Source organism: Bacillus sp. FSL R5-0820, from assembly GCF_038593385.1.
GTDB classification, from domain to species: domain Bacteria; phylum Bacillota; class Bacilli; order Bacillales; family Bacillaceae; genus Bacillus; species Bacillus altitudinis.
The window spans coordinates 2,115,809-2,141,250 of sequence record NZ_CP151991.1 but is presented as its reverse complement, the minus strand read 5'-3'; the positions used below and the strand labels follow the sequence as shown (position 1 = coordinate 2,141,250).

The window sequence follows — 25,442 nt, the reverse complement described above, 5'->3', positions numbered from 1 at the left end:
TGAAAGCTCTATCGTCATGATAGGGCTTTTCTTGATATCAATCACCTTCTGTCTAAAGAAATAGAGTATGATATAGAATAATACTTACATATATTTGAAGGGGGATTGTGAGAGTGAAAACAGGAGTACTAACAAAAACAGAGATCATGAGATCACTTCATGAGAGTTTGCGTAAGCTTGAGGAGTTAGTATGGACATGTGATGAGGCTACATTAGATGAATCTTTTGGGGAAGGCAAGTGGTCGATTAAACAAATTGTTGGACATTTGTATGATACAGAAGAAGTCTGGTCAGAGCGGATAGAGCAGGCAATATCAAATGAGCACACGCTTTTCGCATCATATGATCCAGAGATATATGTGAAGGGAAGAGCTTATGAAACGTATACCGCACAAGAGGTCAGTGCATTGATCGAGCGCTTAAAAGAGAGCAGAAACAAAACACTACAGCGATTAGAAAAGGATACATGGGATTTTTCAGGTCTCCATCCTGAAGAAGGGATGATGACAGTCCAAATTTTAGCTGAAACCATTGCTTTACATGAAATTCATCACCTCGATCAAATCAAAGCCATCATGTCCATGAGAGCATCGAGTGATAGATGAAAAGCACCTGTCATCAAGGCAGGTGCTTTTCTCACTCACTCACTTACTTATACGTACTCGCTGAAAACATGTCGTTTAATTCTGCTGCGCGTTTTGTCGCTGTTTTCACACAATCGACAATCGCTTCTTCAAATTGATAGGAAGCAAGGGTATTAAGTCCTGCTTCTGTCGTTCCACCTTCGCTCGTAATTTCTTTGCGCAATTCAGCAGGTTCCTTACCGCTATCCTGAAGCATATTTGCAGCGCCTGCAATCATTTGACAAATGAGCAATTTCGCTGTCTCTTGGTTCATCCCAAGTTCCGATGCACCTCGCTCCATTCCTTCAATCAAATGATAAATAAAGGCAGGACCGCTGCCGGCAATGGCTGTGACCGCATTCAGCTGTGATTCATCTAAAACCGTCACATGACCGATCGTTTCAAACAGCTGAACTGCTTTTTCCTTTTGCGCCTCTGTGACTTCATCACTGACAGCAATGCCAGTAGCTGATTGTTGTATGGCCGCTGATGTATTTGGCATGGCACGAACCACCGCCGTTTTTGCGCCAGCATAATGCTGAATGGTTTCAATAGAAATGCCCGCTAAAATAGAAATAATCAGCTGTCCATTTAAATGGGGCCTTACTTCAGAAATGCCACTTTCCGCATCTTTTGGTTTTAAAGCAAACACCAGCATATCGGCTTCTTCATAAATAAAGGAACGAGCGAAATCTGTTTTGACTCCATAACGTGCATGTAATTCTTCTAATCGTTTTTCATTTGTTTTATTTGTGACAATGATATCTTCATTTGACATAATGCCGCTCTTTAAAAGACCTTTAATCATAGACTCGGCCATTGAGCCTGCACCAATAAATCCAATTTTACTCATAAGCTGCTCCTCCTTGTAGAAAATAAAAAAACCTCTCGTCTGCAAAGGACGAAAGGTTTTTCGCGGTACCACCCTCAATTAGCATGCAATCATGCATACTCAGCTCTAGTCCCTTAACGCGGGAAACGTTTAGGTTTGCCTAACAGCTCAAAGGGCAGGTTCAGCAAATAAGAGGATGGTGAAGCCTTACAGCCGGCGGACCTCACTCTCTTGCATCATTATTTTGCTTACTAATCCTTGTCATCGCGCATCTTATATTTGTTGTTCATTATGCAACGATGGACAAGTTTGTGTCAATAGGGAAAGATAAAAAAATGACCATCTAAACCGCATGACAGTCTGCCCTTTGCAAGATACAATGAATAAAGAAGAGGAAGTTCAGATAATCTATGAGTCAAAAAGCAGGAGATGACGTATAAAAGTGAAAGAAGAAATGATTCAATTATCCATTCCCACACCGTTTGCGGTTGGGGATGTCCATGCATATGTATTAAAAGGCGATGCCGTGACCTTAGTCGATTGCGGACCGATGACACAAGAGGCGCATCATGCCTTTGTCACGCAATTAAAGGAACATCATTTATCAATAGATGATATTGATCAAGTGGTTTTGACACATCATCATGCAGATCATGTCGGTCTTTTAGATCTGATGAAACCCCATGTCCGTGTCATCGGACATGAGTTGAATGAGCCCTATATTAGTCAGGATGCAGCGTTTAAACAGCGTCAAATCCATTTTATGAATGATTTTTTTCAGCAGTTAGGTGTGCCGCTTCGTCAAGGTGAGTGTGAAAGAATTGTGAGGCAGTCCTATACATATTCATGTACGGCACATGTTGATGACGTCATAAAAGAAGGCGATCGTTTGAAGGGACATGAGCATTTCCAAGTGCTGGAGACCCCAGGACATGCACAATCTCATCTTTCTTTTTTAGATGAAACAACAGGGAATTTCATCGGCGGTGATCTGCTGCTTACGACCATTTCTTCCAATCCGTTAATGGAAGCACCGGTGAAAGGAACAGAACGTCAAAAATCGCTGCTTCAATATAAAGCATCACTCAAGCGTTTATTGCATTTGCCCATTCAGGCGATTTATCCAGGGCATGGCCAGCTCATTACCTCTCATCACGAATTGATCGAAGAAAGATTTAAAAAACAGGAAAAACGGGCAAATACGATGTATCAGCTGCTTCAACGAAAGGAAATGACCGCCTTTCATCTTTGCCGCACCTTATTTCCGGGCCTGTATGAAGAAGCATTATTTCTGACAATGTCTGAGACAGTCGGGCAGCTTGATGTGCTTTTAGCGGCTGGACAAATTGAAGAAGTGCAAAAAGACGGAACCCTCTATTATCGAGCAAATGAAGGAGTGAAATAAATGGGGCGACTAACAGGAAAGAGAATATGGATTACAGGTGCTTCAGGCGGTATTGGTGAAAAGATGGCGTACTTGGCAGCAGCCGAAGGAGCAGAAATCATTGTGTCAGCAAGACGAATTGAAAAGCTCACAGGTGTAAAAGAAAAGATTATAAGTGCTGGCGGCGTATGTCACATCGTTCAGCTTGATGTCAGTCAGCTTGAGGACATTGATCAAGCCTATCAACAAGTGGGAGCTGTTGATATTTTGGTGAACAATGCCGGCTTTGGTGTGTTCGATCTCGTCGAGGACGCATCCATTGAGGAAATGGTGTCGATGTTTGAGGTCAATGTCTTTGGTTTAATTGCCTGCACAAAAAAGGTCCTTCCTGAGATGAAACAAAGAGGGAAGGGACATATTATCAATATTGCGTCACAGGCAGGCAAAATTGCCACCCCTAAATCCGCCATCTATTCCGCATCAAAGCATGCGGTTCTCGGATTTTCAAACAGCCTCAGAATGGAGCTGGCAGACAGCGGAATTCATGTCACAACCGTCAATCCAGGACCGATTGCCACAGACTTCTTTACCATTGCAGACCGCAGTGGTGAATATGTGAAAAATGTTGATTTTATGATGCTCAGTGCTGACAAGGTAGCAGGGAAGGTCGTATCCGCCATGATGACGAAAAAAAGAGAGATTAATTTACCAGGATGGATGAATGCTGGCAGTAAATTGTATCAATTATTCCCGTTTTTATTTGAAAAAGCAGCACGGAAAGCGATGATGAAAAAATAACAAAAAAAGAAACCGGTCACAGGCTGGTTTCTTTTTTTGTTTGATGGGGCTTAATATTGGTGACGCCAAAGACATTGCCATCAACATCTTCGAAGCTAAAACCGCCTAAGTCTGGGTCAGCTAATATTTGAATATCCGATACGGTGACGTTATGCTCGCTTAAATACTGGTGAAAGTTTTTTAAATCCTTCACAAATAAATCAATCATACTATGCCGAACTCCTGTAAAAGAGTTCATAAAGTAGATTCGTTTCTCGTGTTTTGTTTTGACGAGATAAAAAGAAGGTCCCTCGCCATGAGTAAAAGTGAGCATAGCGGCTTCTTCTGATTGATGTAGAACGATCATTTCTAAAATCTGTTCATACCAAGAGACAGCCCGGGGGATATCAGTCACAGGAATTTCAATAGTAGCAATTTGTTGAATGGTCAATGGCTTCACTCCTTTTTCTATATCCGCCTTGCCGCTTGCTGAAGTGGATCCCATACACTGTTAAAAGGGGGGGCATAGCTAATATCTAAATCTTCAAGGTCTGTCACAGTCAGCCCTTGATAAAGAGCCGTTGCCATGACATCAATTCGTTTATCAACACCTTCTTTACCGATGATTTGTGCGCCAAGCAAGGTGTGATCATCGCTTCTGTAAATCAGTTTCACTTTCATTTTCTCTGCATCTGGGTAATATCCAGCGTGGTCAGTGCTGTCGATGGTGATGGTGGAGAAAGGAAGGCCCGCGTCTTTTGCTTCTTTCTCTGATAAACCCGTTCGCCCTGCTGTCACGTCCATAAATTTCATCACCGCTGTGCCGGTGACGCCTTGAAACGCGCGGTTTGTTCCTGTCATATGAAAGCCTGCGATTCTTCCTTGTTTATTTGCTGTCGTGCCGAGCGGAATATAGTCCAGTTCTTTTTTGATACGGTGATAGGTCGCTGCGCAGTCCCCCGCCGCATAGATATCTTGTACATTCGTCTGCATGTATTCATTCACAACGACTGCACCATTTTGAAGTCGCTGAATTCCTGTGCTGTCTAAAAAGGATGTTTGCGGAGTGACGCCAACGGCAATGATGACCATATCTGTTTCAATGGTCTGTTTGTCTGTTTGAACAGCTGTTACATGTGTCTTGCCCTTTAATTTTTGCACTGTTTCACCAAGTACCACGTGAATGCTTTGATTGTCCGCTTCTTCTTTCAGATATTTTGCCATATCGGGATCAAAGCCTGGCCCAAGTGTTGCACCCCGCTGAATGATATGAACGTCTTTGCCTAGCGCTTTTAAATTTTCTGCCATTTCTAAACCGATATATCCTCCGCCGATGATCGTGATATGTGTGACGTCTTTTTTGAGATTGTCTAAAATAGACAGCGCATGCGGGATTGTTTTTAATACGTGGACACCTTCTAATGAATGACTGTCTAGATCAAGTGTGACGGGGCTTGCTCCTGTCGCAATTAACAGACGGTCATACGTTTCTGTAAAGGGCTCTTTTGTTTTAGAATGAATACCCGATACTGTTTTTTGCTCTGGATCAATTGAGGTCACTTCGTGTAAGCATCTGGCATCAATTCCGTATTTGTCACGAAAGGTGTCAGCGCTGCGTGCGATGAGTTTTCTGTGATGATCAATGAGACCGCCGATCAAGTAGGGGAGTCCGCACTGTCCATATGAGAAAATCTCTCCTTTTTCAAAAGCTACAATTTGCGCGTCTGGATCCTCCCTATATATTTGCATAGCGCAGCTCATTCCTGCTGCATCTCCGCCAATCATCACATATTTCATTTGGTGTGCTCCCTTCTATCTATCAAACTGAATACTCTTATTTACCCTCATTTTCCTTTATTTAATGCTTTTTTTTCGCAAAAGAAGCAAACTTTCGTTGAAAAATAAAGACAGCGCCTTCATTTTAAGCTACAATCGGATTATCGTCTTTTTGGTTATGAGTTTAGTTTAGATTGGTGGGAAAGACTTTGGGTGACGAACGACTAGATTTTAATACACTATATACACGCCATACGAGAGAGGCATGGGCCGCTCTTGGAGAATATATGCCGGTATCTGTTTCAGAAGAAGAAGTGAGAGCACTTCAAGGATTAAACGACTACTTATCGCTAGAAGAAGTTCGAGATATTTACATACCGCTTATTCGTTTTCTGACATTACATGTCTTTGCAGAAAAACAAAAAAATCAGCATGTCAATGCTTTTTTAAACTACCCGCATCATGCGAAAATCCCCTTTTTAATCGGGATTGCAGGAAGTGTGGCCGTCGGAAAAAGCACGACAGCACGTATCATTGAAACACTTTTATCAAGGCTTGGAGATGGGTTGAAGGTGAGTCTCGTAACAACGGACGGCTTTTTGTATCCTCAAAAAGAGTTAAAAGATCGGGGGCTGATGGAAAAGAAAGGTTTCCCGGAAAGCTATGATGTTAAAGCGCTACTTTCGTTTTTAAATGAATTAAAATCAGGGAAACAAACTGTGCATGCACCTGTATATTCACATCTGACCTATGATCGTCTTGAAGGGGTGTATGAAACAGTAGAAGATGCAGATATTGTCATCATTGAAGGGATCAATGTGTTGCAATCACCGGCACTGGATGATCTGAAGGATGAGCCGCGCGTGTTTGTATCAGATTACTTCGATTTTTCGATTTATGTAGATGCCGCTGAGACGCAAATTCAATGCTGGTATAAAGAACGGTTCCGTTTGCTGCGGGAAACAGCCTTCCAAGACCCTGAATCCTTCTTTCATCAATACAAAGATTTGACGGATGAAGAAGCAGATCAGATGGCAAGCACGATTTGGAATACAGTGAACCGTCCAAATTTATATGAAAATATTTTGCCGACAAAATATAGAGCCGATTTGATTTTAAAAAAAGGCGATCAGCATAAGGTGGAAGAGATCGCCATCCGCAGGGTATAAAGAAAACCGCTCAATTGAGAGCGGTTTTAGATTGTTGACAAAGGGCTAAAATGAACTTTATTTTAGCCCTTTGTCTTCTTTTCAGCGTGATAGAAAACCTTTGAAGTCTAGGAAGGACAGCTACTTTTACGGAGCGAATTTGACATTCGTGAGTACCAGCGCGCAGGACTGACAAAGAATGCGAGGGTTTGTCTACACGCTGAAACCGCTCAATTGAGAGCGGTTTTTTTAATGACCTCCACTTACTTTCACAGCCACGGCAGCCGCCGTTCGTTTTTTTAGGCGGTAGTATCCGATGAGTAAAAACGGAACGCCTGCAGCGGTGACAATCGCCAAGACTGAAAAAATAGAAAGGGGATGGGCTGCGCCAAATAAGTCAATACACAATCCTCCGACAAACGGTCCGACGACGCTGCCGAGCTGAGAAAACCCCATTGCGCCGAAGTATGATCCTTTCACTTCAGGTTTTGCAATATTGTCTACAAACAGATCCATCATCGCAAAGAGCAGCACTTCACCAATCGTAAACACGACAATGATGAAAGCAAGCGTACCGAGACTTTGTGAAAAAGCAATGGCAAACAAACTGCCTGCTAGAAGCACGTTCCCAGTCGTTAACGACAAAATCGTTGAATAGCGCTTAGCGATCATAATCAGCGGGTACTGAACGACAATGACAACCACTGCGTTTAAGGATAAAAGATACCCAAACAGTTTAGGGCCATCCTCAATCATAGGGGATGCCGATAAATATTGAGGCAGTGTTGAGCTTAGGTGTGAATAGCCAAATGAACATAAAGTAACGCCAATGAGGATGATACTAAAGACCGTATCTTTCTGAATAATGGAAAGAGCTTTTTTAACGCCGATTTGTTTGGTGCTTTCTGGAGCAGCCACTGGATGCTTTTGAAATTGCCATGCCAGCGTTAACCCGTACAACAAGTAAATGAGGGCAGCGACGAGAAATGGAAAAGTCGTTTTTGATGACCCGAGATATAAGCCAAGCAGCGGGCCGAAAATGACACCAATGTTAATGGCCGTATACCGTAAGTTAAAAACAAACAACCGAATGCTTGATGGGGTGACATCGGATAAGAGTGCTTTAGACGTTGGTTCAAACAGCGCCCGGCACAGTCCATTTAAAGCATTCATAAAAAAGAAGACCCAAATGGCATCTGCAAACGCGAAGCCAACAAAGACAAGTGTCCAGCCAAAGATGGATAAAAGCATGACCTTTTTTCTGCCGATTCGGTCGGAAACATAGCCGCCGTAAAAACTCGCAACAATCCCAATAAGAGAGCTGACGGCAATGATCAATCCAGCTGAAGAGGCTGAGGCGCCTTTGACTTGTGTCAAATAAACGGCTAGAAAGGGAATGCTCATGGATGTCGCCATTCGGCCGAATATCGTGCCGATGATGATCGTCCAACTAAGTGGATGTAAAGTGCGTAAGTTATTTTTCATGCTGTGTCTCCCCTGAGTTTGTAAGATGTTCCAATCATACATGAAAAATTGTGCAAATTAAATACACAATTTGATGGAGGAGTCATCCGTCAAATGACAGAGAAGCTTGAACCGTTCCGTTCATTCGAAGAGCATATGCCTCGTTTTCAAGGTTTTAAGCCTTGATGGGTCATGATTTTTTCAGAAAAACGAAGCGGGTTTTTTCAATGATCATGTTTTCGTTTTGTGAAAATCAATTGAGATCGATGGCAATAATTTGATGTAAGGAAAGGTTTAGAACATCTTCGTCATTCACGATTTTCATTTGGCGTGTTTCATAATGAATGGCTTTCACCCAGCCCCAAAACTGTGCTTTCATGCCGGATGAGACATATGTCACGCAAATCGCTTGATCCTCGGTAATCGACTGTGTGATCAAAACATTCATTTCCTCTAGCTGATCGGAGCTGAGCGGTAGAGGTGTATATTCTTTTTTCTTTCGTTTTTGAGCAAGAAGCTGCTCCCGGTGCTCTGGTAGCATCATTCGGCTTGATTCCCACATGATGTTGTATCCAGGTGTTAATTTATTGGGATTCATGCTTGTTCGCCTCCGTTATTTGTAATGCCCGCCAATTTTTTCGGCGCGGTGATATGCCTGCCCTGCGCTTGTCAGTGACGAAGCATGCAATAATGCCGCAGGTCCATATTTCAGATGGATCGCATCAAATACTTTGCTGAGTTGATCTTTCTTCAAATGATGATCAAATAAAGTCAGCTGATAGTGGCTGTCAGGCTGCAGCTGTGAGAGGGTAATGCCTACACTGCGAATGGGCTGGCCATCCCAGTGCTGCTGGCATAGCTGAATCGCTGCCTCTGCAATATCTGAGCCATACTGTGTCGGTGAATGAAGCTTCATTTGTCGATGAAAGCCTGTTGGATGTGAAAAATCAGCCCCTCTTACACCAACAGACACCGTTTGACCGAGATAATGCTTAAAACGTGCCCGCCGAGCGACTTCCTCACTCAATTCAAGAAGAGCAACTTTGATCTCCTCAAAAGATGCGTAATCACGGGGAAGGGTCATATGATGCCCAATGGCTTTTTGCTGATCATGTGTGTGAATAGTGACTGGGGAGGGATCGTGTCCTAAAGCTGTTCGCTGCAGAAGCTCCCCATTGATTCCCCAGCGTTTTTTTAATCGGTCTAACGGATAAGTAGCAAGTGTGCCAATGGTACTGATGCCCATTCGTTTCAAATGATGCTCCATTCGTTTGCCGACGCCAAATAATTTTCCAATGGGAAGCGGCCATAAATCAGCAGCAACCCGGTCGGCACTCAGTTCATAGATGCCGGTTCTGTTTTTTTTGGCAAAATGGTCACAGGCCATTTTAGCGAGCACTTTATTAGGGCCTATGCCCACACGTGCGTAAATGCCAGTCTGGTTCATAATCGTTGTTTGTATATGTTGAGCGATCTCATGTGGAGAGCCGAATAGTGTAAGACTGCCTGTAATATCAAGAAACTGTTCATCAATGGAATATGGCTCGACAAGGTCTGTGTATTGTTCAAGCAGTTCTGTAATCATGACAGAGATATCGAGATAGCGCTGCATACGTGGACGTACGACCACTGCTTCAGGACATTTCTCCTGTGCTTCCCATAACCTTGATGCATTTTGTACGCCACGTTTCTTCGCGAGAGGGCAGGCTGCCAGGACGACTCCGCTTCTTCGTTCTGGATCTCCAGAGACAATGAGCGGCACATTCTCCAAATGAGGCGCCTCCACCTTCTCAACTGATGCATAAAATGACTGCATATCCACAAGCAGAATGGCTCGTTCATTCATTGTACTTCACCTCTTAGAACGTATGTTCTGTATCTATTGTAAACAACATGAGGTGAAATTCATACTGGTAAATCATTCAAAAGCTGTCCATACAAAAAAGACGAAGTGGTGAACACTTCGTCTCGTCTGCTGCAACGATTGTTAGGCATGTGCCATGTTGTGGAATGTTTGGAGCGGTTCAGAACGCAGACGATAAGCCATCAGCTTTTTCTTTGGCTTATGTGTAAACTGCCGAACCACATCCACATGGTCATCATAATGGAACAGATAAAGGGTGACATCATGTTTCCCATGCTTTGTTTGCATAATAAGCGGCGCTGGCCCTTCATTCGGATGAAGAAAGCGTTCTTCATCACCAGGGTAAATATAATAGCGTTCAATAAAGATCGCATCATTAAAATGTTGAATGATTTCAGATGCTCGCTGCTCATCAAGCGAACGACCTTGAAAAGTAATATTTGTTTGCTCACTTGTTACTTTAGCATGTACGGCGTAGCGGCTAAAAAGGCGCTCAACAACACCAGAAGGCAAAGAGGTGACAAGCAGCTTTAAAAGACTAAATACAACAAGCGAAATAACAACCCAAACCAATCTCATCATCTCCAATAAACATTTGTACCATTTCCTATATGAACCATCTTAACATAACAAATGAATGAAACTTTCGCACAAAAAGTGAACTTTTTGAAATAAGTGTGAAGATTTAAAAGGAGATGACGGCTGAAAGACGAAGAACCAACAAGTGAACATGAAAAAAGACGGGCATACTGTCTTTACAACCATTTGATCAGACAGTAGACTATTGAAACAATCGCATTTTTGAGAAAAAACGATCAAAGGAAAGCCAAAATGGAAAAAGGGGCGAGGCCATCATGATACGTCAAGTGAAACCGTCAGATTTTTACGCAGTCACATCCGTCATTCAAAGCTGGTGGGGAGGCAGAGATTTGCGTGCAAAATTGCCAAAGCTCTTTTTTGAACATTTCCAGCAAACAAGTTTTGTTGTCGTTGAAAAGGGAGAGCTGATCGGCTTTTTGGTTGGCTTTTTATCGCAATCTCATTCGGATGAAGCCTATATTCACTTTGTTGGCGTCCACCCAGATCACCGTAAATTAAAGATAGGCAAAATCCTCTATCAAGCTTTTTATGAAGCGGCTGAAAAGGAAGGAAGAACAACCATTAAAGCTGTCACAGCTCCTATCAATAAAGTCTCCATTGCTTACCATACAAAACTCGGGTTTCAGATAGAAAAGGGAGATAAAACAGTAGATGGCATCTCAGTCTTTTCAGATTACGATGGCATTCATGAAGACCGTGTGTTATTTGTGAAGAAGCTGGAGGCAATGAAATGATTGTTCATTTAGATCACACAATAAGTGATGTAGCAAAGCAGATCTTACATATTCAACTAGCTGCATACCAACAAGAAGCTGAACAAATTGGCTATGCTGATCTTCCGCCATTAAAAGAGACCATTCAAGATGTCATGAAAGCAAAAGAGCAATTTATTGGTTTTGAGCAAGATGATCTCTTATTAGGTGTAGTCTCCTATGAAGAGCTGAAAGATTGTTTGATCATTAGTCGATTGGCTGTGCATCCAAAAGCGCTAAAGCAGGGTATTGGAACAAGACTTATGTCGACAATTATGGAGAAGAATGTCCCGATAGAACTGACCACAGGGCAAGAAAACACCCCTGCAAAAAGGCTATATGAAAAATTGGGGTTTTTTGAAACAAATGTGATTCATGTGGCAAAAGAGCTCACCCTATCAAAAATGAAATGGACACCGCGACGCAAGGTTGAGGTTGTCGAATTCAAAAAAGAATGGCATGAAGAATTCCGTCAAGAAAAGCAGCGACTCAAGCAAATCATTCAAAAGAGCTGGATAGAAGGATACCATATTGGCAGCACGTCAGTTACAGGACTTGTTGCCAAACCAATTATAGATATATTAATAGAAGTAAGCGATATAGAAGAGATTGATAGGAAAAAAGAGAGATTTGAACACCTTGGATACGAAGTGCTCGGTGAAAATGGTATAAAAGGGAGACGTTTTTTTCAAAAGGGTGGCTTGAATCGTACGCATCATGTCCATGTTTATGAAAGAAATCATCCTGATGTGAAAAGACATTTATTGTTTCGAGATTACTTAAGAGTCCACCCAGAACGAGCTGTAGCGTATGCGTCTGTCAAGGAACAATTAGCAAATCAGTATCCGGAAGATATACAAAGCTATATGGCAGGAAAGAATGAAATCATAAAAGAAATAGAAAATGAGGCATATCGCTGGGATAGAGAAGGAAGAGAGGAAGCTCTTAAATAAGCTGCCTCTTCTCCTCGTTAATTAGGAAGCTGAACATTGCCTTTTACAATATAGGCCTGTGAAGCAGCAGTAGACGGAAGAGCGGGTAATTGATCCTTTACTATGACCCCGCGGATATCTGTGATTCGAACAGGAAGAGATGTAGACCCCATATGAAAGCCAAGGAAATGGTTGTAGTCTGTCTTTTCCATGTTCACCCATTTTCCATCTTTGTAATATTCCATTTTCATAACCGGATATTTATGATTGCGCACTTGAATCGCAGCCCACCACTCACTGCTACCTTCTTTTATTCTGTAAGCTACATTTCCGCTAATCGGTGCTTTTATAATTTTCCAACTAATCGGGATTTTCCCATCTTCCATATTGCCAATTTTGGTAAAGGCATTAGGAGAAAGATCAAGAGCTCCTTTTGCTCCTTCTGGATATTTATCGGTTACATACACAACGGTTTTTCCTTTTGGCCCCGTTACTTCAAGGTAAGCCCCTGCAAGTGCCGCATTTACCCCTTTATAGTTATAGTCATGGGGATTTAAAGCTGTAATTTTCATGTCAGAGGGAATAGGATCTAATAAAGCGGCGCCCCCTGAGTAACCAGATCCCGTATAAGTCGCATAGCTTTCTCGTACTTCATCAAGGATAGATGCCGCTTTCATGTTTGGCATAGTGAAACTCAACATCAATATCAGCGCCCCGATAAAGCAGAGAGATAATCTTTTTTTCACGATCTAAAACCTCCTGTTTCTTCTTTTTAAAATTGATAGCGTCATCAGTATAATTCTAAAAAACAGGATGCAGAAAGAGCCAATAGATAGATATAATCCTAGTGAGAAGAGCGTGTATTTCAAAGAGTATGACTTTCGGATTTAGTCGTGTGTCATGTTTTATGGTGTTTTATGTGTTACAATGTAAGCATCAATTTAAAAAGGATGTTCGCCATGTATATTCACATCACAGAACTGGCTAAAACATATATAGAAAAACAGCAAACAGGAAACGAGACGAAGGAGTTACTGCTTCGCTACGATTCAGAAGGTTGTGGCTGTGCAGTGAGTGGCGTACCAATGCTTTGGTTAACAAGTGAAAGAACAGGTGAATGGGAACCACTTAAAAATAGCCAACATTTAAAACTATATATACACACAGCACAAAAGGTGTTTTTTGACGAGGAAATGACGATTGATTTTAATGAAAAAGCCAATACACTTATGTTGAAAAGTCCTCAACAAATACTCAGCCCGAGAATGGGTATACTTGTAAAGTAAGGTGGAAACGTAGTGGATCAAAAGCTGAAAGTGATACAAAATACGGCACAAAATAAAACGTGGGTGTCGTTTTTAAATAATAATCATCCATATAGCCTTTTGCACTGGTCAATCGGTGGAATGGATTCAGTAAAAAAGGACGTCTGGCTTCTCCAAGATGAAGTCACATTTGAAACGGAAGAATTTCCAACGCTTGAATTAGCAGTCAGTTGGATAAAAGAGAATATGGAACACATAACAGATGTGTTATAAGCCCTTTGCTGAAGAGGGCTTTTTTTGTGCCATCATCATCTCATCAAACAGGAGAACTGTCTAATTTGAAAAATGAGATTTTTCAACGATAAAAAGTCATTTTTAACAAACATTTCGACAAAATGAGAAAAGTAGAAAGAGAAAAATAGAGACTGTAAATGCCGAAAAATCGGCAATGGAAGCGGTTATTGCGGGATACCGAAAACTTTACGAAAAACGACATTTCATATTTCTTCCATTCGAGGAAATATGATAGAATACAACATGTATCGTACATGAGGAGGGAGGTGCTAAGGTGAATTGAAGCTCAAGCTGTCATCGCCTCAGGTTGGAATCAAAATAAACGAATGGTATAGGCAGATTTGCGGATTTCATGTCATGAAAGCAGAGAAGCTAAAGGCCGAGATCGAGCAGGAGATCCTTGAGATGGAGCAAGATCAGAACTTGCTGCTTTTTTACCAGCTGATGGATTTTCGACATAAGGTCATGCTTGAATATTTTGAACCGGCAAAAAAAGCCTCGAATGATGAGGAGATTAAGAAGCTTCTAGAAACGATTGAACATTCGCAGACCAAATTAACGGATATGCTTGAATACTATGTTCATTTTTTTACAGGAATGTTTGAATTTGAACAGAGAAACTATTTGAGCGCCATTGCTTATTACCGTTCCGCAGAAAAAAAGCTCAATCTCATATCAGATGATATAGAAAGAGCAGAATTTTATTTTAAATTAGCAGAAATATACTACCACATGAAACAAACCCACTTTTCGATGCACTATGCTTTGCAAGCGTTAGATACGTACTCTGCCTACAGAACGTACACGCTGAGAATCATCCACTGTGAATTTGTCATCGGTGCAAACTATGATGATTTGAAATGCTATGAACATGCATTGCCCTACTTTAAAAATGCTCTAAAGCGAGCACGCTCAATTGGAAACCCTCGAGTCATAGGTTCGGCCCTTTTCAACTTAGGTAACTGCTATTACCAAATGAACGATCTTGCTACAGCAAGTCGCTATCTCAAAGACTCTCTTGAAGTGTTTGAAAAGGAGAATTTAACCCATCTGAATCGCTCTCTAGACCCACTATTTATGCTGACCCAAATCCTGTTTAAACAAAAACAAATAGAAGAGTCGTTAACCCTCTATCAACAAGGTATTATGAAAGCCTGTGAATTAGAAGATGAAATTTACATCTGCAAGTTTCAGTTTTTAAAAGCATTATACGTTGATGCAGAAATAAAAATCATAGACGATACATTAGATTTGTTGGAGGACAAGCGCTTATACCCAGATATTGAGGAACTGGCACTTGATGCGGCTCATTATTATAATGAGCTTGGATTATTTGAAGTTTCTACCCGGTATTACGAAAGGAAAATTCAAGCCATATCAAAAATTCAAAATGGAGGTCATTTATATGAAAATGAGTTTGATAGTTCTTTTATTGGCAGCAACTGCAGGGTTATCGGTCATGAGTCAGCAGCAATCGGAAGAGAGCCATATGGAGCTGGCGGGCAGACACCATACAACAGTGGTGACTATCGTATAAGTTAGCAAAAAGAGGAGACGAACGGCTGTTCATTCTCCTCTTTCATTTTGATTGAATTGAAATGCTTCCAGAAATGCTTCGACCTCTTGTTCATAGACTTCCTTATTGTCACTATAAGACATCGCATGCGCACCATGTGGCGCAATAAATAGCCGTTTATCACCTTTTTTGCGTGCGTATAACTGCTCGCTTTGCTCACAAGGGATATAGTCATCATGGAGACTATGAATAAAAAGGATAGGTTCTTTCACCTGATCGATTACATCAAGTGGAGAAACTTGTCGAATGCTGTATCCGTCCCGCCATTTCAACACTTGATCACTTAGTGGAAGAATCCACTGTCCTGAAAGACGAAAATCTGTTTTTAATCGATACAGAAGCTGATCCTCAAAAGAAGCAAAAGGACAATCAGCGATGTAAAAATTGGCGTTTGCATCCGGTTTAGCAGCATATAATAGAGTTGTGACTGCGCCCATCGATTCTCCGTGTATCCCAATGATTGCTTTTTCCCCAAGCTTTTTTCTCAGCCACTTGACGACTTGAGCCAAATCCTCTTTTTCATAATATCCATAGCTCGTTGTTTTTCCGCCGCTCATCCCATGTCTTCTATGATCATAAAGCAGCACATTCCATCCAAGCTTTTGGAATAATTTCATATACTTCACGGAATTGATCAAACTGACGGTAACCCCGTGACAAAGAACGATGGTACGTGTTGTATGAGGGAGCGGTACAAAATAGCCATGAAGATCATAACCAAATGCTGAAGGAATACAAACTTTCTCTTTTTGCAGCTGTTGAAACTCCTCGTGATGATAGTGCCCTTCATCTGATTCTCGTTTGATGAGCTCTTCATCCGTTAATTTTCGTATATACATCATTTTATTGGTAAAAAAAATGCCGATGGCAGCGAGTGGAAATAATACCAAGGCGAGTATAGCGAGCCATTTCTTCTTCAAGCTGATTCTTCCTTTCCGAAGGGTTTCTATGAAGATCATACCACATGTTGGGAGTTTGGCGTGACTCTTGCTGAGCAAATAAAACGGATGATACACTAAAGCAAAAGGAGAGAGGCAAAGTGAAAAAGACCAATCAAGATCAAGCAAAGCTAAAGGACGGCATAAAGGATGATGTGAAACAGCAGCTCCTTCAAATGAAGCAGAATCTGGCCGCCGAGACAGAAAAAAGAGAAGAACAAAAACGACAAGACCTCCTTCGGCAACAGAAAGAAAAAGAAAAAAATAAAAGTTTCTCAGAGCTGCTAGATGAAAGTCATTTAGACTGGAGAAAGTATAAAAGTTAAAAAAGGGAGCTGCGATGCTCCCTTTTTTATGTTATATCATTGAGATGAAAACATACTACATGAGCCTGAAAACACGTCTGACTCCCTCGTATCACTTCATTTCAGAATCGCACCACCAATAGGGTTGTACATTAAAACAAAAAATAGGTGGCAAGCTGTTCTTCCATTTGTCTTCTATTGATTCAAACGATGCGTCTCATACACAGACTGTTTTGTGAAATATGACAAAGCTTTAACTTCTTGGTCGCTTAATGAACGTGCATTTGCCGCTGCCACATTTTCTTTTAACTGTTTCACCGAGCTTGCGCCAAAAACAACAGAGCTGACTGCAGAATGCTTAAGCAAGTATTGAATGGACAGCTCTGTCAGTGATAGGTCATACGCGACTTTCTTTAACGAAGGAATGACCTGCTGGAGCTCTTCAAATGAATAGTCAAGATACCCGTTCTTTTGAATCGCCGCACTTGCTTGCGAAAGGGATTTTTCAGTTAATAATCCTTTTGCTAAAGGACCTCTTGCCACGACACTAATGCTTTGTTCTTCAAGAAGAGAAAACCATTCTTCTGGGCGGCGGTCGAGTAAACTATATTGCATCATCACACTCACGATATTTGATTTTTTGGCGTATTCTTTAATGACATTTGGACGGATCGACGATATGCCGTAATAGCGAATGACACCTTCTTCAACCAATTCTTCAAATGCCTCGATGGTTTCGTCAATTGGATCGTCAATTGTGCCGCCATGCAATTGATATAAATCAATATAATCTGTTTGAAGTCGTTTCAGGCTTTGTTTCACTGCCTCTTTTATATATGCTTTTGAAGGATCCCAGTCCCAGCCAGGTTTGCCTTTTTCAAAGCGGTTGCCGCCTTTTGTGGCCAAAATCAGATCTTGGCGTCTGTTCTTAATGGCTTCCCCGACGATTTCCTCATTTGTTCCAAAATCATATAAATCAGCTGTATCCAAATAGTTAATCCCAAGATCAATGGCTTCATCTAATAAAGAGAGCGCTTTTTCTTTTTCAGTCCCAAGGGACATACATCCTAGTGCCGCCTCACTAACCAAGAGATCAGAGGTGCCAATTCGTCTTTTTTTCAATTCAATCACACTCCTATCCTTTCACATTAAGTGAAACAATTCTGGAATTCAAGCTAGGTGATTTCAAAAGGCGCATTGAAGCAGGCATCCGCATTTTGGCTTCTCCTAAAACATCTATGTTAAAATGAATGAAGTAAAAAGTGAAAGTAGAACGAGGAGCTGACAAAATTGAAGGACTTTGAAGAAAAAACATTATCGTCAAAAACATTATATAACGGAAAAATCATTGACTTGGTTCTTGAAGATGTAGAATTGCCGAACGGAAAACCAGGCAAACGCGAAATCATTAAACATCCAGGTGCAGTAGCAGTCATTGCACGTACAGACGAAAATAAAATCATTTTGGTCAAGCAATACCGTAAAGCACTGGAGAGAGCCATCGTTGAGATTCCGGCTGGAAAATTAGAAAAAGGAGAAGAGCCGGCACATACAGCACTGAGAGAATTAGAAGAAGAAACAGGTTATACAACTCAGGCGCTCCAAAAGCTGACCGCCTTTTATACATCACCAGGGTTTGCGGATGAAATTGTTCATATCTACCTTGCCGATCAGCTCGTCCCACTTGAAGAAAAACGAGAGCTGGATGAGGATGAATTTGTCGAAGTGATGGAAGTTTCACTAGAAGAAGCACTGCACCTCATCGAAAAACAACATATTTATGATGCGAAAACAGCCTATGCCATTCAATACTTACAATTGCAAGAGGTACTTAAGTCTACAAAATGAGGGAATTCTTTGCAGATATCCATATTCATATTGGTCGAACAAGAACAGGCAGGGCTGTCAAAATTACAGGTGCAAGGTCACTGACCATTGACCAAATTCTCATTGAAGCGTCTCAAAGTAAAGGGATGGGGATGATTGGTGTGATTGATGCACAATCTCCTGAAGTCCTAGAAGAATTGATAGAAGGTGTAGAGGAAGGCACGTACACTGAACTAAGCGATGGCGGTTTATCATTTGGAAAGACCGTTTTGCTTTTAGGCAGTGAGCTAGAAATCAATGATGACCAATCAAAAGGTCCGATTCATGTGCTTGCCTTTATGCCCACGCTTCGTAAAATGTCTGAGTTTTCCGCATGGCTTTCTCTTCATATGAAAAATGTGCATTTGAGTTCACAGCGTTTATATGTGGATGGAAGAACGCTTCAGCATAAGGTGAAGGAACTAGGGGGATTATTTATTCCTGCCCATATTTTTACGCCGCATAAAAGTTTATACGGCAAAGGGGTTAATACTTCTTTAACCGAAGTATTCGATCCAGAACTCATTGATGCTGTTGAGCTTGGCCTTAGCTGTGATACGTCTATGGCCTCCCAGCTAAGTGAGCTAAACCGTTATCCTTTTTTAACAAATTCAGATGCCCATTCTTTAGGGAAAATTGCGCGGGAATATACTAAGATCCGAATGGATCATGCCTCCTTTGCTGAATTTGAGCTAGCGCTTCAAGGAAAAGATGGCAGAAATATCACTGGAAATTATGGGCTCGCTCCGCGGCTCGGAAAGTATTATCTTACGACCTGTGAGAAATGCGGGGTAAGACCTGACAGTCAGGATCAAGAAAAGTGCCAAGCATGCGGCCATACCCGAATGACAAAAGGGGTGAGTGAGCGGTTAAAGGAGCTTGCTGACCAAGAAAGTGACAAAGGAATAAGGCCTCCTTATGTTCACCAGCTTCCCCTTCATTTTATTCCGGGTGTTGGAGCCAAAACGTTAGAAAAGTTAAAAGCTGTCTTTCATACAGAGATGAATATTCTTCATCAAGCAACAGAACAAGAATTAAAAGCGGTCCTGCCTGAGAAAACAGCCGATTACATCATCAAAGCAAGAAGAGGTGAAGTTGGACTGATCGCTGGCGGAGGCGGAGTCTACGGTAAGGTGGATATCAATCATGAATCAACTTAAATGGACATGGCACACATTTGAACAACTGTCTAAAGAGGACCTTTACCTGATTTTAATGGAAAGAGTGAATGTGTTTGTTGTAGAACAAACATGTCCTTATCCTGAAATTGATCATCGTGATCAAGAGGCGCTGCATGTCATCGCCAAAGAGAACGGCACGATTGTCGCTTATTGCCGCATTTTCCAAAGCGGGATCATGTACAAAGAGGCGTCCATTGGTCGTGTCCTTGTGACGAAGGCCGGCCGGAAAAAAGGTTACGGGAAGATCCTGCTCGATCAGGCGATAAAAAAGCTCAGTGAATTAGGCGAAACAAAGATTAAAATCCAAGCACAGGCTTATTTGAAATCGTTCTACGAATCGTTTGGCTTCGTAGCTGTCTCAGATTGTTATGATGAGGATGGAATTCCGCATCTTGATATGGTAAGAAAAGAAAGATAGGCGTGAATACGTCTATCTTTTTTAGGTGCGTTCATGTATCATACCGACAACGAAAGGGGTTTTGCGAAATGGGAAAAAGCAAAGCAAAGAAAAAGAGAGAACACCTTCAAAGGCAGCACAGCCGAAATCCAGAACAATCGAGAGGAAATATGCCGCATTTTAGTACACACGAAAGAAAGACAAAAACAAAACAAGAAGCCTTGCAGCATATGATGAAAAAACATAAAGGCAGGAATGCTTATGATCGCTATGAACAGGATCATAAGCATTTTTATTTTGCTTTTTTGTGACAAGTAGATCAAATAATTGGAAAAATTTTAAAAAATAGGACAAACGGTCGTTTCTTTTTGTCTAAAAATGTAGTTAAATGACAAAAAGAAATGAAAGGGAGAGTGGGTATCGTGAAGGTCAAATCATTTGGAGCAGGGCTTTGTATGGCAAGTATGCTGCTGGCATCGATGACATTCGGCGCATCAGATGTATCTGCAAAGGATCAAGCAAAAAAAGAGTATATGATTGGTTTTTCTTCTTCCGTTCAAGACAAAACACAAAAACAGCTTGTTGAAAAAGCTGGCGGTCATGTGAAAGAATCAATAGAGAAAATAGATATGATGAAAGTTTCGTTGAACGAAGCATCAAAAGAAAAACTACATCAAGCAAAAGAAGTCACTTTTATTGAGGAAGACCAAAAAGCGAAAACAAGCGGTCAAAGCGTCCCTTATGGCATTAAAAGCATCAAAGCACAAAAGGTACATAAACGAGGATATGCCGGACAGAATGTCAAAGTAGCTGTTCTTGACAGTGGAATCGACGGCAAGCATGAAGATTTACATGTAACTGGTGGTGTCAGCTTTGTTCCAACAGAGTCCGATCCGCTTGTTGACCCGCATGAACACGGAACCCATGTTGCGGGCACGATCGCAGCACTAGATAATAAGGTAGGCGTCGTGGGTGTGGCACCAAAAGCTTCGATCTATGCGGTGAAAGTGGCAGATGAAAATGGTGACGGCTATTATAGCTGGATCATTAAAGGCATTGAATGGGCGATTGAGAATGAGATGGATGTCATCAATATTAGTATGGGAGGAGCAAGTGAATCGGAGGCGCTGAAAGAAGCGGTAGATCGAGCATATGACAACGGGATTCTCATTGTTGCATCTGCAGGAAATGCTGGGAGCTACGGGTCACTTAATACGATAGATTACCCGGCCAAATACAGCTCTGTCATGGCAGTCGCATCTGTGGATCAACGAAAGCAAAGAGCCTTTGATTCCTCTGTTGGGGAAGAAGTGGAAGTATCAGCACCAGGCGTTTCAACATTAAGTACCATTCCTCATAACGAATATGGATATAAGAGTGGAACGTCTATGGCATCACCTCATGTAGCTGGTGCTGCGGCAGTCATTCTATCAAAACATCCGAATCTGACAAATGATGAAGTGCGTGAAAGGCTGACAAAAACGGCAACAAAACTTGGCGAACCTTTTTATTATGGCGCTGGGCTTGTGAACGTACAAAAAGCTGCACGATAAAGGAAACGAGAAAGCAGTGTACAGCTGCTTTCTCGTTTTTCTTTTCATAAAACTGTCATGTTTCGTCTGCTCTCTCATAGAATCTAGTAACCTTTACTATTTGGGAGGAAGGCGCATGCGGAAAAAGTCTTGGAAAGAACATCTTCTTCAGCACGTGAAAGATCATTTATCAATTTATTTGTTTGTTTCTGTACTATTTTTAATGGGCGTCATTTTTGGAGCCATTATCGTCAATAGTATGACAATGAGTCAGAAAGAGGATTTATTCTACTATTTAAATCAATTTTTTGGTCAACTGACGAATGAGAAAGCAGCAGAATCAAAAGACATGTTTTTGCAAAGCTTTTTACATCATATGAAATATTTGGGCCTCATGTGGATACTCGGAATTTCCATCATTGGCCTGCCGCTTATTTTTCTTATGATTTTTTTAAAAGGGATTGTAGTTGGGTTTACTGTCGGTTTTTTGGTCAATCAAATGGGGCTTAGCGGTTTTTTTCTATCTTTTGTCTCGGTGCTTCCTCAAAATATCTTGCTCATTCCAGCGTATTTAGTGATCGGAACTTGTGCGATTGCGTTCTCCATTCGTTTAATTGGTCAGCTTTTTATGAAAAAAACCATCAGTCAAGCGCCAATCCATTGGTTTGGCCGGTATGCTTCTGTTCTACTGATGATTTTAACCCTCGCTGCTCTTTCGTCCTTTTTTGAATCATACTTATCATTCATGCTGATGAAAAAGCTGGCAGGTGTTCTGTTTTGATGATTTTATAATCATTATTAAATAATAATCAATTTATTTATCAATTTAAAATGATTATAGTTGGCTCTCTGCACATCATTTGATATAATGATCAAGTAATGTGGCGTAGGAGGGAAAGTCAATGGAAAATCGGATTGATCGAATTAAGAAACAGCTTCATTCTTCCAGCTATAAGCTCACGCCACAGCGTGAAGCAACAGTAAGAGTACTGCTTGAGAATGAAGAAGACCATTTAAGTGCAGAAGATGTATACCTCCTCGTAAAAGAGAAGTCTCCTGAAATTGGTCTTGCTACTGTTTATCGGACGTTAGAATTGCTTACTGAACTGAAAGTTGTTGATAAAATTAACTTTGGAGACGGCGTTTCGCGATATGATCTTCGCAAAGAAGGAGCCGCTCACTTCCATCACCATCTTGTCTGCATGGAATGCGGGACAGTCGATGAGATAGAAGATGATTTATTAGAAGATGTTGAAGAGATTATTGAACGCGACTGGAAATTTAAAATTAAGGATCATAGATTGACATTCCATGGTATTTGCCACCGGTGTCATGATGATGAATCCGGCAAATAATCCGAATTGGAACCTTTTCATTCAAAATGAAAAGGTTTTTTGCATGTTCGCTGTATATTCCTTGTCCCACCTGGCATATGCTGAAGTAATGAGAACACGAGAAAGGACATGAAGAACATGCGAAAATGGCTCAAAACAACAGGTGAAGTAATGAAAGTATTTATCTTGTTCACTGGTTTTACCGTCTTGTTCTATTATGCTATGATATGGATAAATTCAGAATATGAAAGCTATCATCGTTATGATAAACCAGAAGGTGCAGCGATAAAAGTGATGGAAATGGATCAGCCGAAACAAGACAGCTGGCAGGATCGATTGATTTATTTTTATCAAAACGGGGAGTAGAAACCATTGAAGGATCAATTATCCGACTTTATTCATTTTATGACAGTAGAGAGAGGACTCTCTGAAAATACCATTGTCTCTTATAAAAGAGATTTACAGAACTATTTGTCTTTTTTAATGACGCATGAACAATTGACAGATGTAAAAGACGTCACACGCCTTCATATTATTCATTATTTAAAACAGTTAAAAGACGAGGGGAAATCGAGTAAAACGTCCGTCCGTCATCTATCATCGATACGCTCCTTTCATCAATTTTTGCTCCGTGAAAAAGTGACAACAGATGACCCGTCATGGAACATTGAATCACAAAAAACAGAGCGGAAATTACCGAAAGTTCTATCATTAGATGAGGTAGAAAAGCTGCTCGATACACCTAAGCAGCAAACACCATTTGACTACCGTGACAAAGCCATGCTCGAACTTTTATATGCAACAGGTATTCGCGTAAGTGAAATGCTTGATCTGACTCTTGCAGATGTGCATCTGACCATGGGGTTTATCCGCTGTTTTGGAAAAGGAAGAAAAGAGCGGATCGTGCCTATTGGTGAAGCTGCTGCAAGTGCGATTGAAGTGTATATAGAAAAAGGAAGAAACAAGCTGCTCAAAAAACAGCCGGCCGATGCCTTATTTCTGAATCATCACGGAAAAAAAATGTCGCGGCAGGGCTTTTGGAAGAACTTAAAGAAACGAGCCATAGAAGCAGGTATTCAAAAAGAATTGACGCCTCATACGCTCAGACATTCATTTGCGACACATTTGCTTGAAAACGGTGCGGATCTTAGAGCCGTACAGGAAATGCTCGGACATGCCGATATTTCTACTACACAAATTTACACACATGTCACAAAAACAAGATTAAAAGACGTGTATCACAAATTCCATCCAAGGGCATAAGTAAAGCATGGCACGGTGAACGTGTATCATGCTTTTTTATGTTTGGACCGTTTATGGTTGTCAATTGACTTGAAAACGGTTTATACTTGAGATGTCTGACCTCTCCAGTTGTGAAAGGTGAAAGGACAAGAATATTGAAGGAGGCGCTTTTTTATGCCTGATTATCAGTATAAACGTATTTTCCTCATTGTGATGGATTCAGTAGGAATCGGGGAAGCACCTGATGCTGCTGAATTTAATGATGTAGGTGCAGATACACTTGGACATATTGCTGAAAAAATGAACGGGCTTCATATGCCGAATATGGCGAAGCTTGGGCTAAGTCATATTAAAGAAATTAAAGGAATTCCAGCGGACGAAAAACCGCTTGCGTATTATGGAAAAATGCAAGAAGCATCCAACGGGAAAGACACAATGACAGGGCATTGGGAAATTATGGGTCTTTACATCGACACACCATTTAAAGTCTTTCCAGACGGCTTTCCAGATGAACTGTTAAATGAATTAAAAGAAAAAACAGGGCGTGGCATCATTGGAAATAAACCAGCGTCTGGTACAGAAATTCTTGATGAGCTTGGAGAAGAGCATATGAAAACAGGCGATTTAATCGTTTATACTTCAGCAGATTCTGTGCTGCAAATTGCTGCACACGAAGAAGTTGTGCCATTAGACGAACTTTACCGCATTTGCGAAATCGCACGTGAACTGACTTTAGATGAAAAATATATGGTAGGGCGCATCATCGCTCGTCCATTTGTCGGGGAGCCGGGGGCATTTGTTAGAACACCAAATCGTCATGACTATGCATTAAAACCATTCGACCGTACCGTCATGAATGAATTGAAAGATGATGGACTAGATGTCATTGCGATCGGAAAAATCTCTGATATTTATGATGGAGAAGGAATCACCTCTTCACTCAGAACGAAATCCAACATGGATGGAATGGACAAGCTAGTTGAGACGCTGAAATCAGACTTTACTGGGCTGAGCTTCTTAAATCTGGTCGATTTTGACGCGCTTTATGGACATAGAAGAGATCCAGAAGGCTACGGTAAGGCACTAGAGGAATTTGACGCACGTCTACCTGAAGTGTTTGATCTATTAAAAGAGGATGATCTGCTTGTGATCACAGCAGATCACGGAAATGACCCGGTTCATCACGGAACAGATCATACAAGAGAATACGTTCCGCTTATTGCTTACAGCAAAAAGCATCAAGAAGCGAATGAGCTACCAACAGCGAAAACATTTGCTGATCTTGGGGCAACGGTAGCAGATAATTTTAAATCAACGCTGCCAAAATACGGAACAAGCTTTTTATCTAAACTCAAATAGG

At 41.3% G+C, this 25,442-nt stretch carries 30 protein-coding genes and 1 other annotated feature; of the genes, 20 read left to right on the top strand and 10 right to left on the bottom strand.

The features are described 5' to 3' along the window. The first annotated feature begins 113 nt into the window (after window positions 1–113). Window positions 114–605, top strand: coding sequence for a DinB family protein (locus NST15_RS10950; RefSeq protein WP_144683946.1), 492 nt, complete (start codon window positions 114–116; stop codon window positions 603–605). 43 nt (window positions 606–648) lie between these two features. On the opposite strand, the gene proC is transcribed toward NST15_RS10950, so the two are convergent. Further along, the gene (proC, locus tag NST15_RS10945; RefSeq protein ID WP_025207584.1) at window positions 649–1,476 is read right to left on the bottom strand and encodes a pyrroline-5-carboxylate reductase; all 828 of its coding nucleotides are present in this window, start codon (window positions 1,474–1,476) and stop codon (window positions 649–651) included. Between the two features lie 41 nt (window positions 1,477–1,517). After that, window positions 1,518–1,729, bottom strand: a binding site (T-box leader). Between the two features lie 168 nt (window positions 1,730–1,897). Here proC and NST15_RS10940 point away from each other — a divergent pair. Both NST15_RS10940 and NST15_RS10935 read left to right on the top strand, forming a co-directional pair. Then, entirely contained in the window at window positions 1,898–2,860 is a 963-nt protein-coding gene (locus NST15_RS10940) for an MBL fold metallo-hydrolase (RefSeq protein WP_281215276.1), read from the top strand. Beyond that, window positions 2,861–3,637, top strand: a complete 777-nt coding sequence (locus NST15_RS10935; RefSeq protein ID WP_007501086.1) for an SDR family oxidoreductase — start codon at window positions 2,861–2,863, stop codon at window positions 3,635–3,637. Between the two features lie 16 nt (window positions 3,638–3,653). Here the strand turns inward: NST15_RS10935 and NST15_RS10930 are convergent, their stop codons facing one another. Both NST15_RS10930 and NST15_RS10925 read right to left on the bottom strand, forming a co-directional pair. Continuing rightward, window positions 3,654–4,076, bottom strand: coding sequence for a VOC family protein (locus NST15_RS10930; protein ID WP_235562250.1), 423 nt, complete (start codon window positions 4,074–4,076; stop codon window positions 3,654–3,656). 8 nt (window positions 4,077–4,084) lie between these two features. Continuing rightward, complete coding sequence (locus tag NST15_RS10925) at window positions 4,085–5,413, bottom strand: CoA-disulfide reductase (RefSeq protein ID WP_035390747.1); 1,329 nt, start codon at window positions 5,411–5,413, stop codon at window positions 4,085–4,087. 188 nt (window positions 5,414–5,601) lie between these two features. Between NST15_RS10925 and coaA the strand changes: the two genes are divergently transcribed. Then, on the top strand, window positions 5,602–6,561 hold the full coding sequence (coaA, locus tag NST15_RS10920) for a type I pantothenate kinase (protein ID WP_008342294.1): 960 nt from the start codon (window positions 5,602–5,604) through the stop codon (window positions 6,559–6,561). Between the two features lie 228 nt (window positions 6,562–6,789). Here coaA and NST15_RS10915 read toward each other — a convergent pair whose 3' ends face one another. The 4 genes from NST15_RS10915 to NST15_RS10900 all read right to left on the bottom strand — a co-directional run bounded on the left by NST15_RS10915 (window position 6,790) and on the right by NST15_RS10900 (window position 10,441). Beyond that, window positions 6,790–8,025, bottom strand: a complete 1,236-nt coding sequence (locus NST15_RS10915) for an MFS transporter (RefSeq protein WP_008343828.1) — start codon at window positions 8,023–8,025, stop codon at window positions 6,790–6,792. Between the two features lie 232 nt (window positions 8,026–8,257). After that, on the bottom strand, window positions 8,258–8,602 hold the full coding sequence (locus NST15_RS10910; protein WP_017367544.1) for a YolD-like family protein: 345 nt from the start codon (window positions 8,600–8,602) through the stop codon (window positions 8,258–8,260). A gap of 15 nt (window positions 8,603–8,617) precedes the next feature. After that, the gene (locus NST15_RS10905; protein WP_342498536.1) at window positions 8,618–9,850 is read right to left on the bottom strand and encodes a DNA polymerase IV; all 1,233 of its coding nucleotides are present in this window, start codon (window positions 9,848–9,850) and stop codon (window positions 8,618–8,620) included. Window positions 9,851–9,991: 141 nt separating this feature from the next. After that, entirely contained in the window at window positions 9,992–10,441 is a 450-nt protein-coding gene (locus tag NST15_RS10900; RefSeq protein WP_041091963.1) for a YfmQ family protein, read from the bottom strand. 281 nt (window positions 10,442–10,722) lie between these two features. Between NST15_RS10900 and NST15_RS10895 the strand changes: the two genes are divergently transcribed. Together NST15_RS10895 and NST15_RS10890 are read left to right on the top strand one after the other, a co-directional pair. After that, window positions 10,723–11,202, top strand: coding sequence for a GNAT family N-acetyltransferase (locus NST15_RS10895; RefSeq protein ID WP_007501073.1), 480 nt, complete (start codon window positions 10,723–10,725; stop codon window positions 11,200–11,202). Then, a complete protein-coding gene (locus tag NST15_RS10890) occupies window positions 11,199–12,173 on the top strand; it encodes a GNAT family N-acetyltransferase (RefSeq protein WP_056705199.1) in 975 nt (324 codons plus the stop codon). Before NST15_RS10895 ends, NST15_RS10890 begins: the two co-directional genes overlap by 4 nt. 17 nt (window positions 12,174–12,190) lie before the next feature. On the opposite strand, the gene NST15_RS10885 is transcribed toward NST15_RS10890, so the two are convergent. Beyond that, a complete protein-coding gene (locus tag NST15_RS10885; protein ID WP_048001415.1) occupies window positions 12,191–12,898 on the bottom strand; it encodes an expansin EXLX1 family cellulose-binding protein in 708 nt (235 codons plus the stop codon). 213 nt (window positions 12,899–13,111) lie between these two features. On the opposite strand from NST15_RS10885, the gene NST15_RS10880 reads away from it, so the two are divergent. The 3 genes from NST15_RS10880 (at window position 13,112) to NST15_RS10870 (ending at window position 15,253) form a co-directional block, all read left to right on the top strand. Beyond that, window positions 13,112–13,438: an iron-sulfur cluster biosynthesis family protein gene (locus NST15_RS10880; protein WP_024718944.1), complete on the top strand. Its 327-nt coding sequence runs from the start codon at window positions 13,112–13,114 to the stop codon at window positions 13,436–13,438. A gap of 12 nt (window positions 13,439–13,450) precedes the next feature. Further along, window positions 13,451–13,690, top strand: coding sequence for a YqkC family protein (locus NST15_RS10875; protein WP_342498535.1), 240 nt, complete (start codon window positions 13,451–13,453; stop codon window positions 13,688–13,690). Window positions 13,691–13,990: 300 nt separating this feature from the next. Then, the gene (locus tag NST15_RS10870; protein ID WP_024718943.1) at window positions 13,991–15,253 is read left to right on the top strand and encodes a tetratricopeptide repeat protein; all 1,263 of its coding nucleotides are present in this window, start codon (window positions 13,991–13,993) and stop codon (window positions 15,251–15,253) included. Between the two features lie 24 nt (window positions 15,254–15,277). Here the strand turns inward: NST15_RS10870 and NST15_RS10865 are convergent, their stop codons facing one another. Further along, a complete protein-coding gene (locus NST15_RS10865; protein WP_079919587.1) occupies window positions 15,278–16,207 on the bottom strand; it encodes an alpha/beta fold hydrolase in 930 nt (309 codons plus the stop codon). 119 nt (window positions 16,208–16,326) lie between these two features. Between NST15_RS10865 and NST15_RS10860 the strand changes: the two genes are divergently transcribed. Then, window positions 16,327–16,551, top strand: coding sequence for a YqkE family protein (locus tag NST15_RS10860; protein ID WP_008343840.1), 225 nt, complete (start codon window positions 16,327–16,329; stop codon window positions 16,549–16,551). A gap of 174 nt (window positions 16,552–16,725) precedes the next feature. On the opposite strand, the gene NST15_RS10855 is transcribed toward NST15_RS10860, so the two are convergent. Continuing rightward, entirely contained in the window at window positions 16,726–17,652 is a 927-nt protein-coding gene (locus NST15_RS10855; protein ID WP_342498534.1) for an aldo/keto reductase, read from the bottom strand. Between the two features lie 168 nt (window positions 17,653–17,820). Between NST15_RS10855 and NST15_RS10850 the strand changes: the two genes are divergently transcribed. From NST15_RS10850 to deoB, 10 genes are all read left to right on the top strand, one after another. After that, complete coding sequence (locus tag NST15_RS10850; protein ID WP_024718940.1) at window positions 17,821–18,378, top strand: NUDIX hydrolase; 558 nt, start codon at window positions 17,821–17,823, stop codon at window positions 18,376–18,378. Further along, window positions 18,375–19,556, top strand: coding sequence for a TIGR00375 family protein (locus NST15_RS10845; protein WP_342498533.1), 1,182 nt, complete (start codon window positions 18,375–18,377; stop codon window positions 19,554–19,556). The genes NST15_RS10850 and NST15_RS10845 overlap by 4 nt, the downstream gene beginning before the upstream one ends. After that, the gene (locus NST15_RS10840; protein WP_342498532.1) at window positions 19,543–19,995 is read left to right on the top strand and encodes a GNAT family N-acetyltransferase; all 453 of its coding nucleotides are present in this window, start codon (window positions 19,543–19,545) and stop codon (window positions 19,993–19,995) included. The genes NST15_RS10845 and NST15_RS10840 overlap by 14 nt, the downstream gene beginning before the upstream one ends. A gap of 68 nt (window positions 19,996–20,063) precedes the next feature. Next, window positions 20,064–20,285 (top strand): hypothetical protein, encoded by a 222-nt coding sequence (locus NST15_RS10835; protein WP_008344413.1) that lies wholly within the window; start codon window positions 20,064–20,066, stop codon window positions 20,283–20,285. A gap of 111 nt (window positions 20,286–20,396) precedes the next feature. Beyond that, the gene (locus NST15_RS10830; RefSeq protein ID WP_019743101.1) at window positions 20,397–21,527 is read left to right on the top strand and encodes a S8 family peptidase; all 1,131 of its coding nucleotides are present in this window, start codon (window positions 20,397–20,399) and stop codon (window positions 21,525–21,527) included. 115 nt (window positions 21,528–21,642) lie between these two features. Then, entirely contained in the window at window positions 21,643–22,287 is a 645-nt protein-coding gene (spoIIM, locus tag NST15_RS10825) for a stage II sporulation protein M (RefSeq protein ID WP_019743100.1), read from the top strand. Window positions 22,288–22,408: 121 nt separating this feature from the next. Continuing rightward, the gene (gene fur / locus NST15_RS10820) at window positions 22,409–22,861 is read left to right on the top strand and encodes a ferric iron uptake transcriptional regulator (RefSeq protein ID WP_003215577.1); all 453 of its coding nucleotides are present in this window, start codon (window positions 22,409–22,411) and stop codon (window positions 22,859–22,861) included. Window positions 22,862–22,978: 117 nt separating this feature from the next. Next, window positions 22,979–23,206: a YqzK family protein gene (locus tag NST15_RS10815; protein WP_008344420.1), complete on the top strand. Its 228-nt coding sequence runs from the start codon at window positions 22,979–22,981 to the stop codon at window positions 23,204–23,206. Between the two features lie 6 nt (window positions 23,207–23,212). Next, the gene (gene xerD / locus NST15_RS10810) at window positions 23,213–24,103 is read left to right on the top strand and encodes a site-specific tyrosine recombinase XerD (protein ID WP_007501057.1); all 891 of its coding nucleotides are present in this window, start codon (window positions 23,213–23,215) and stop codon (window positions 24,101–24,103) included. A gap of 153 nt (window positions 24,104–24,256) precedes the next feature. After that, window positions 24,257–25,441, top strand: coding sequence for a phosphopentomutase (deoB, locus tag NST15_RS10805; RefSeq protein ID WP_008344423.1), 1,185 nt, complete (start codon window positions 24,257–24,259; stop codon window positions 25,439–25,441). The last annotated feature ends 1 nt before the right edge of the window (window position 25,442 follow it).

Bases quoted from the DNA above. Each gene is read 5' to 3' on its own strand.
- proC (WP_025207584.1), bottom strand. From the start codon at position 1,476: ATGAGTAAAATTGGATTTATTGGTGCAGGCTCAATGGCCGAGTCTATG.
- NST15_RS10935 (WP_007501086.1), top strand. From the start codon at position 2,861: ATGGGGCGACTAACAGGAAAGAGAATATGGATTACAGGTGCTTCAGGC.
- NST15_RS10925 (WP_035390747.1), bottom strand. From the start codon at position 5,413: ATGAAATATGTGATGATTGGCGGAGATGCAGCAGGAATGAGCTGCGCT.
- NST15_RS10915 (WP_008343828.1), bottom strand. From the start codon at position 8,025: ATGAAAAATAACTTACGCACTTTACATCCACTTAGTTGGACGATCATC.
- NST15_RS10910 (WP_017367544.1), bottom strand. From the start codon at position 8,602: ATGAATCCCAATAAATTAACACCTGGATACAACATCATGTGGGAATCA.
- NST15_RS10905 (WP_342498536.1), bottom strand. From the start codon at position 9,850: ATGAATGAACGAGCCATTCTGCTTGTGGATATGCAGTCATTTTATGCA.
- NST15_RS10895 (WP_007501073.1), top strand. From the start codon at position 10,723: ATGATACGTCAAGTGAAACCGTCAGATTTTTACGCAGTCACATCCGTC.
- NST15_RS10890 (WP_056705199.1), top strand. From the start codon at position 11,199: ATGATTGTTCATTTAGATCACACAATAAGTGATGTAGCAAAGCAGATC.
- NST15_RS10880 (WP_024718944.1), top strand. From the start codon at position 13,112: ATGTATATTCACATCACAGAACTGGCTAAAACATATATAGAAAAACAG.
- NST15_RS10845 (WP_342498533.1), top strand. From the start codon at position 18,375: ATGAGGGAATTCTTTGCAGATATCCATATTCATATTGGTCGAACAAGA.
- NST15_RS10840 (WP_342498532.1), top strand. From the start codon at position 19,543: ATGAATCAACTTAAATGGACATGGCACACATTTGAACAACTGTCTAAA.
- NST15_RS10835 (WP_008344413.1), top strand. From the start codon at position 20,064: ATGGGAAAAAGCAAAGCAAAGAAAAAGAGAGAACACCTTCAAAGGCAG.
- spoIIM (WP_019743100.1), top strand. From the start codon at position 21,643: ATGCGGAAAAAGTCTTGGAAAGAACATCTTCTTCAGCACGTGAAAGAT.
- fur (WP_003215577.1), top strand. From the start codon at position 22,409: ATGGAAAATCGGATTGATCGAATTAAGAAACAGCTTCATTCTTCCAGC.
- NST15_RS10815 (WP_008344420.1), top strand. From the start codon at position 22,979: ATGCGAAAATGGCTCAAAACAACAGGTGAAGTAATGAAAGTATTTATC.
- deoB (WP_008344423.1), top strand. From the start codon at position 24,257: ATGCCTGATTATCAGTATAAACGTATTTTCCTCATTGTGATGGATTCA.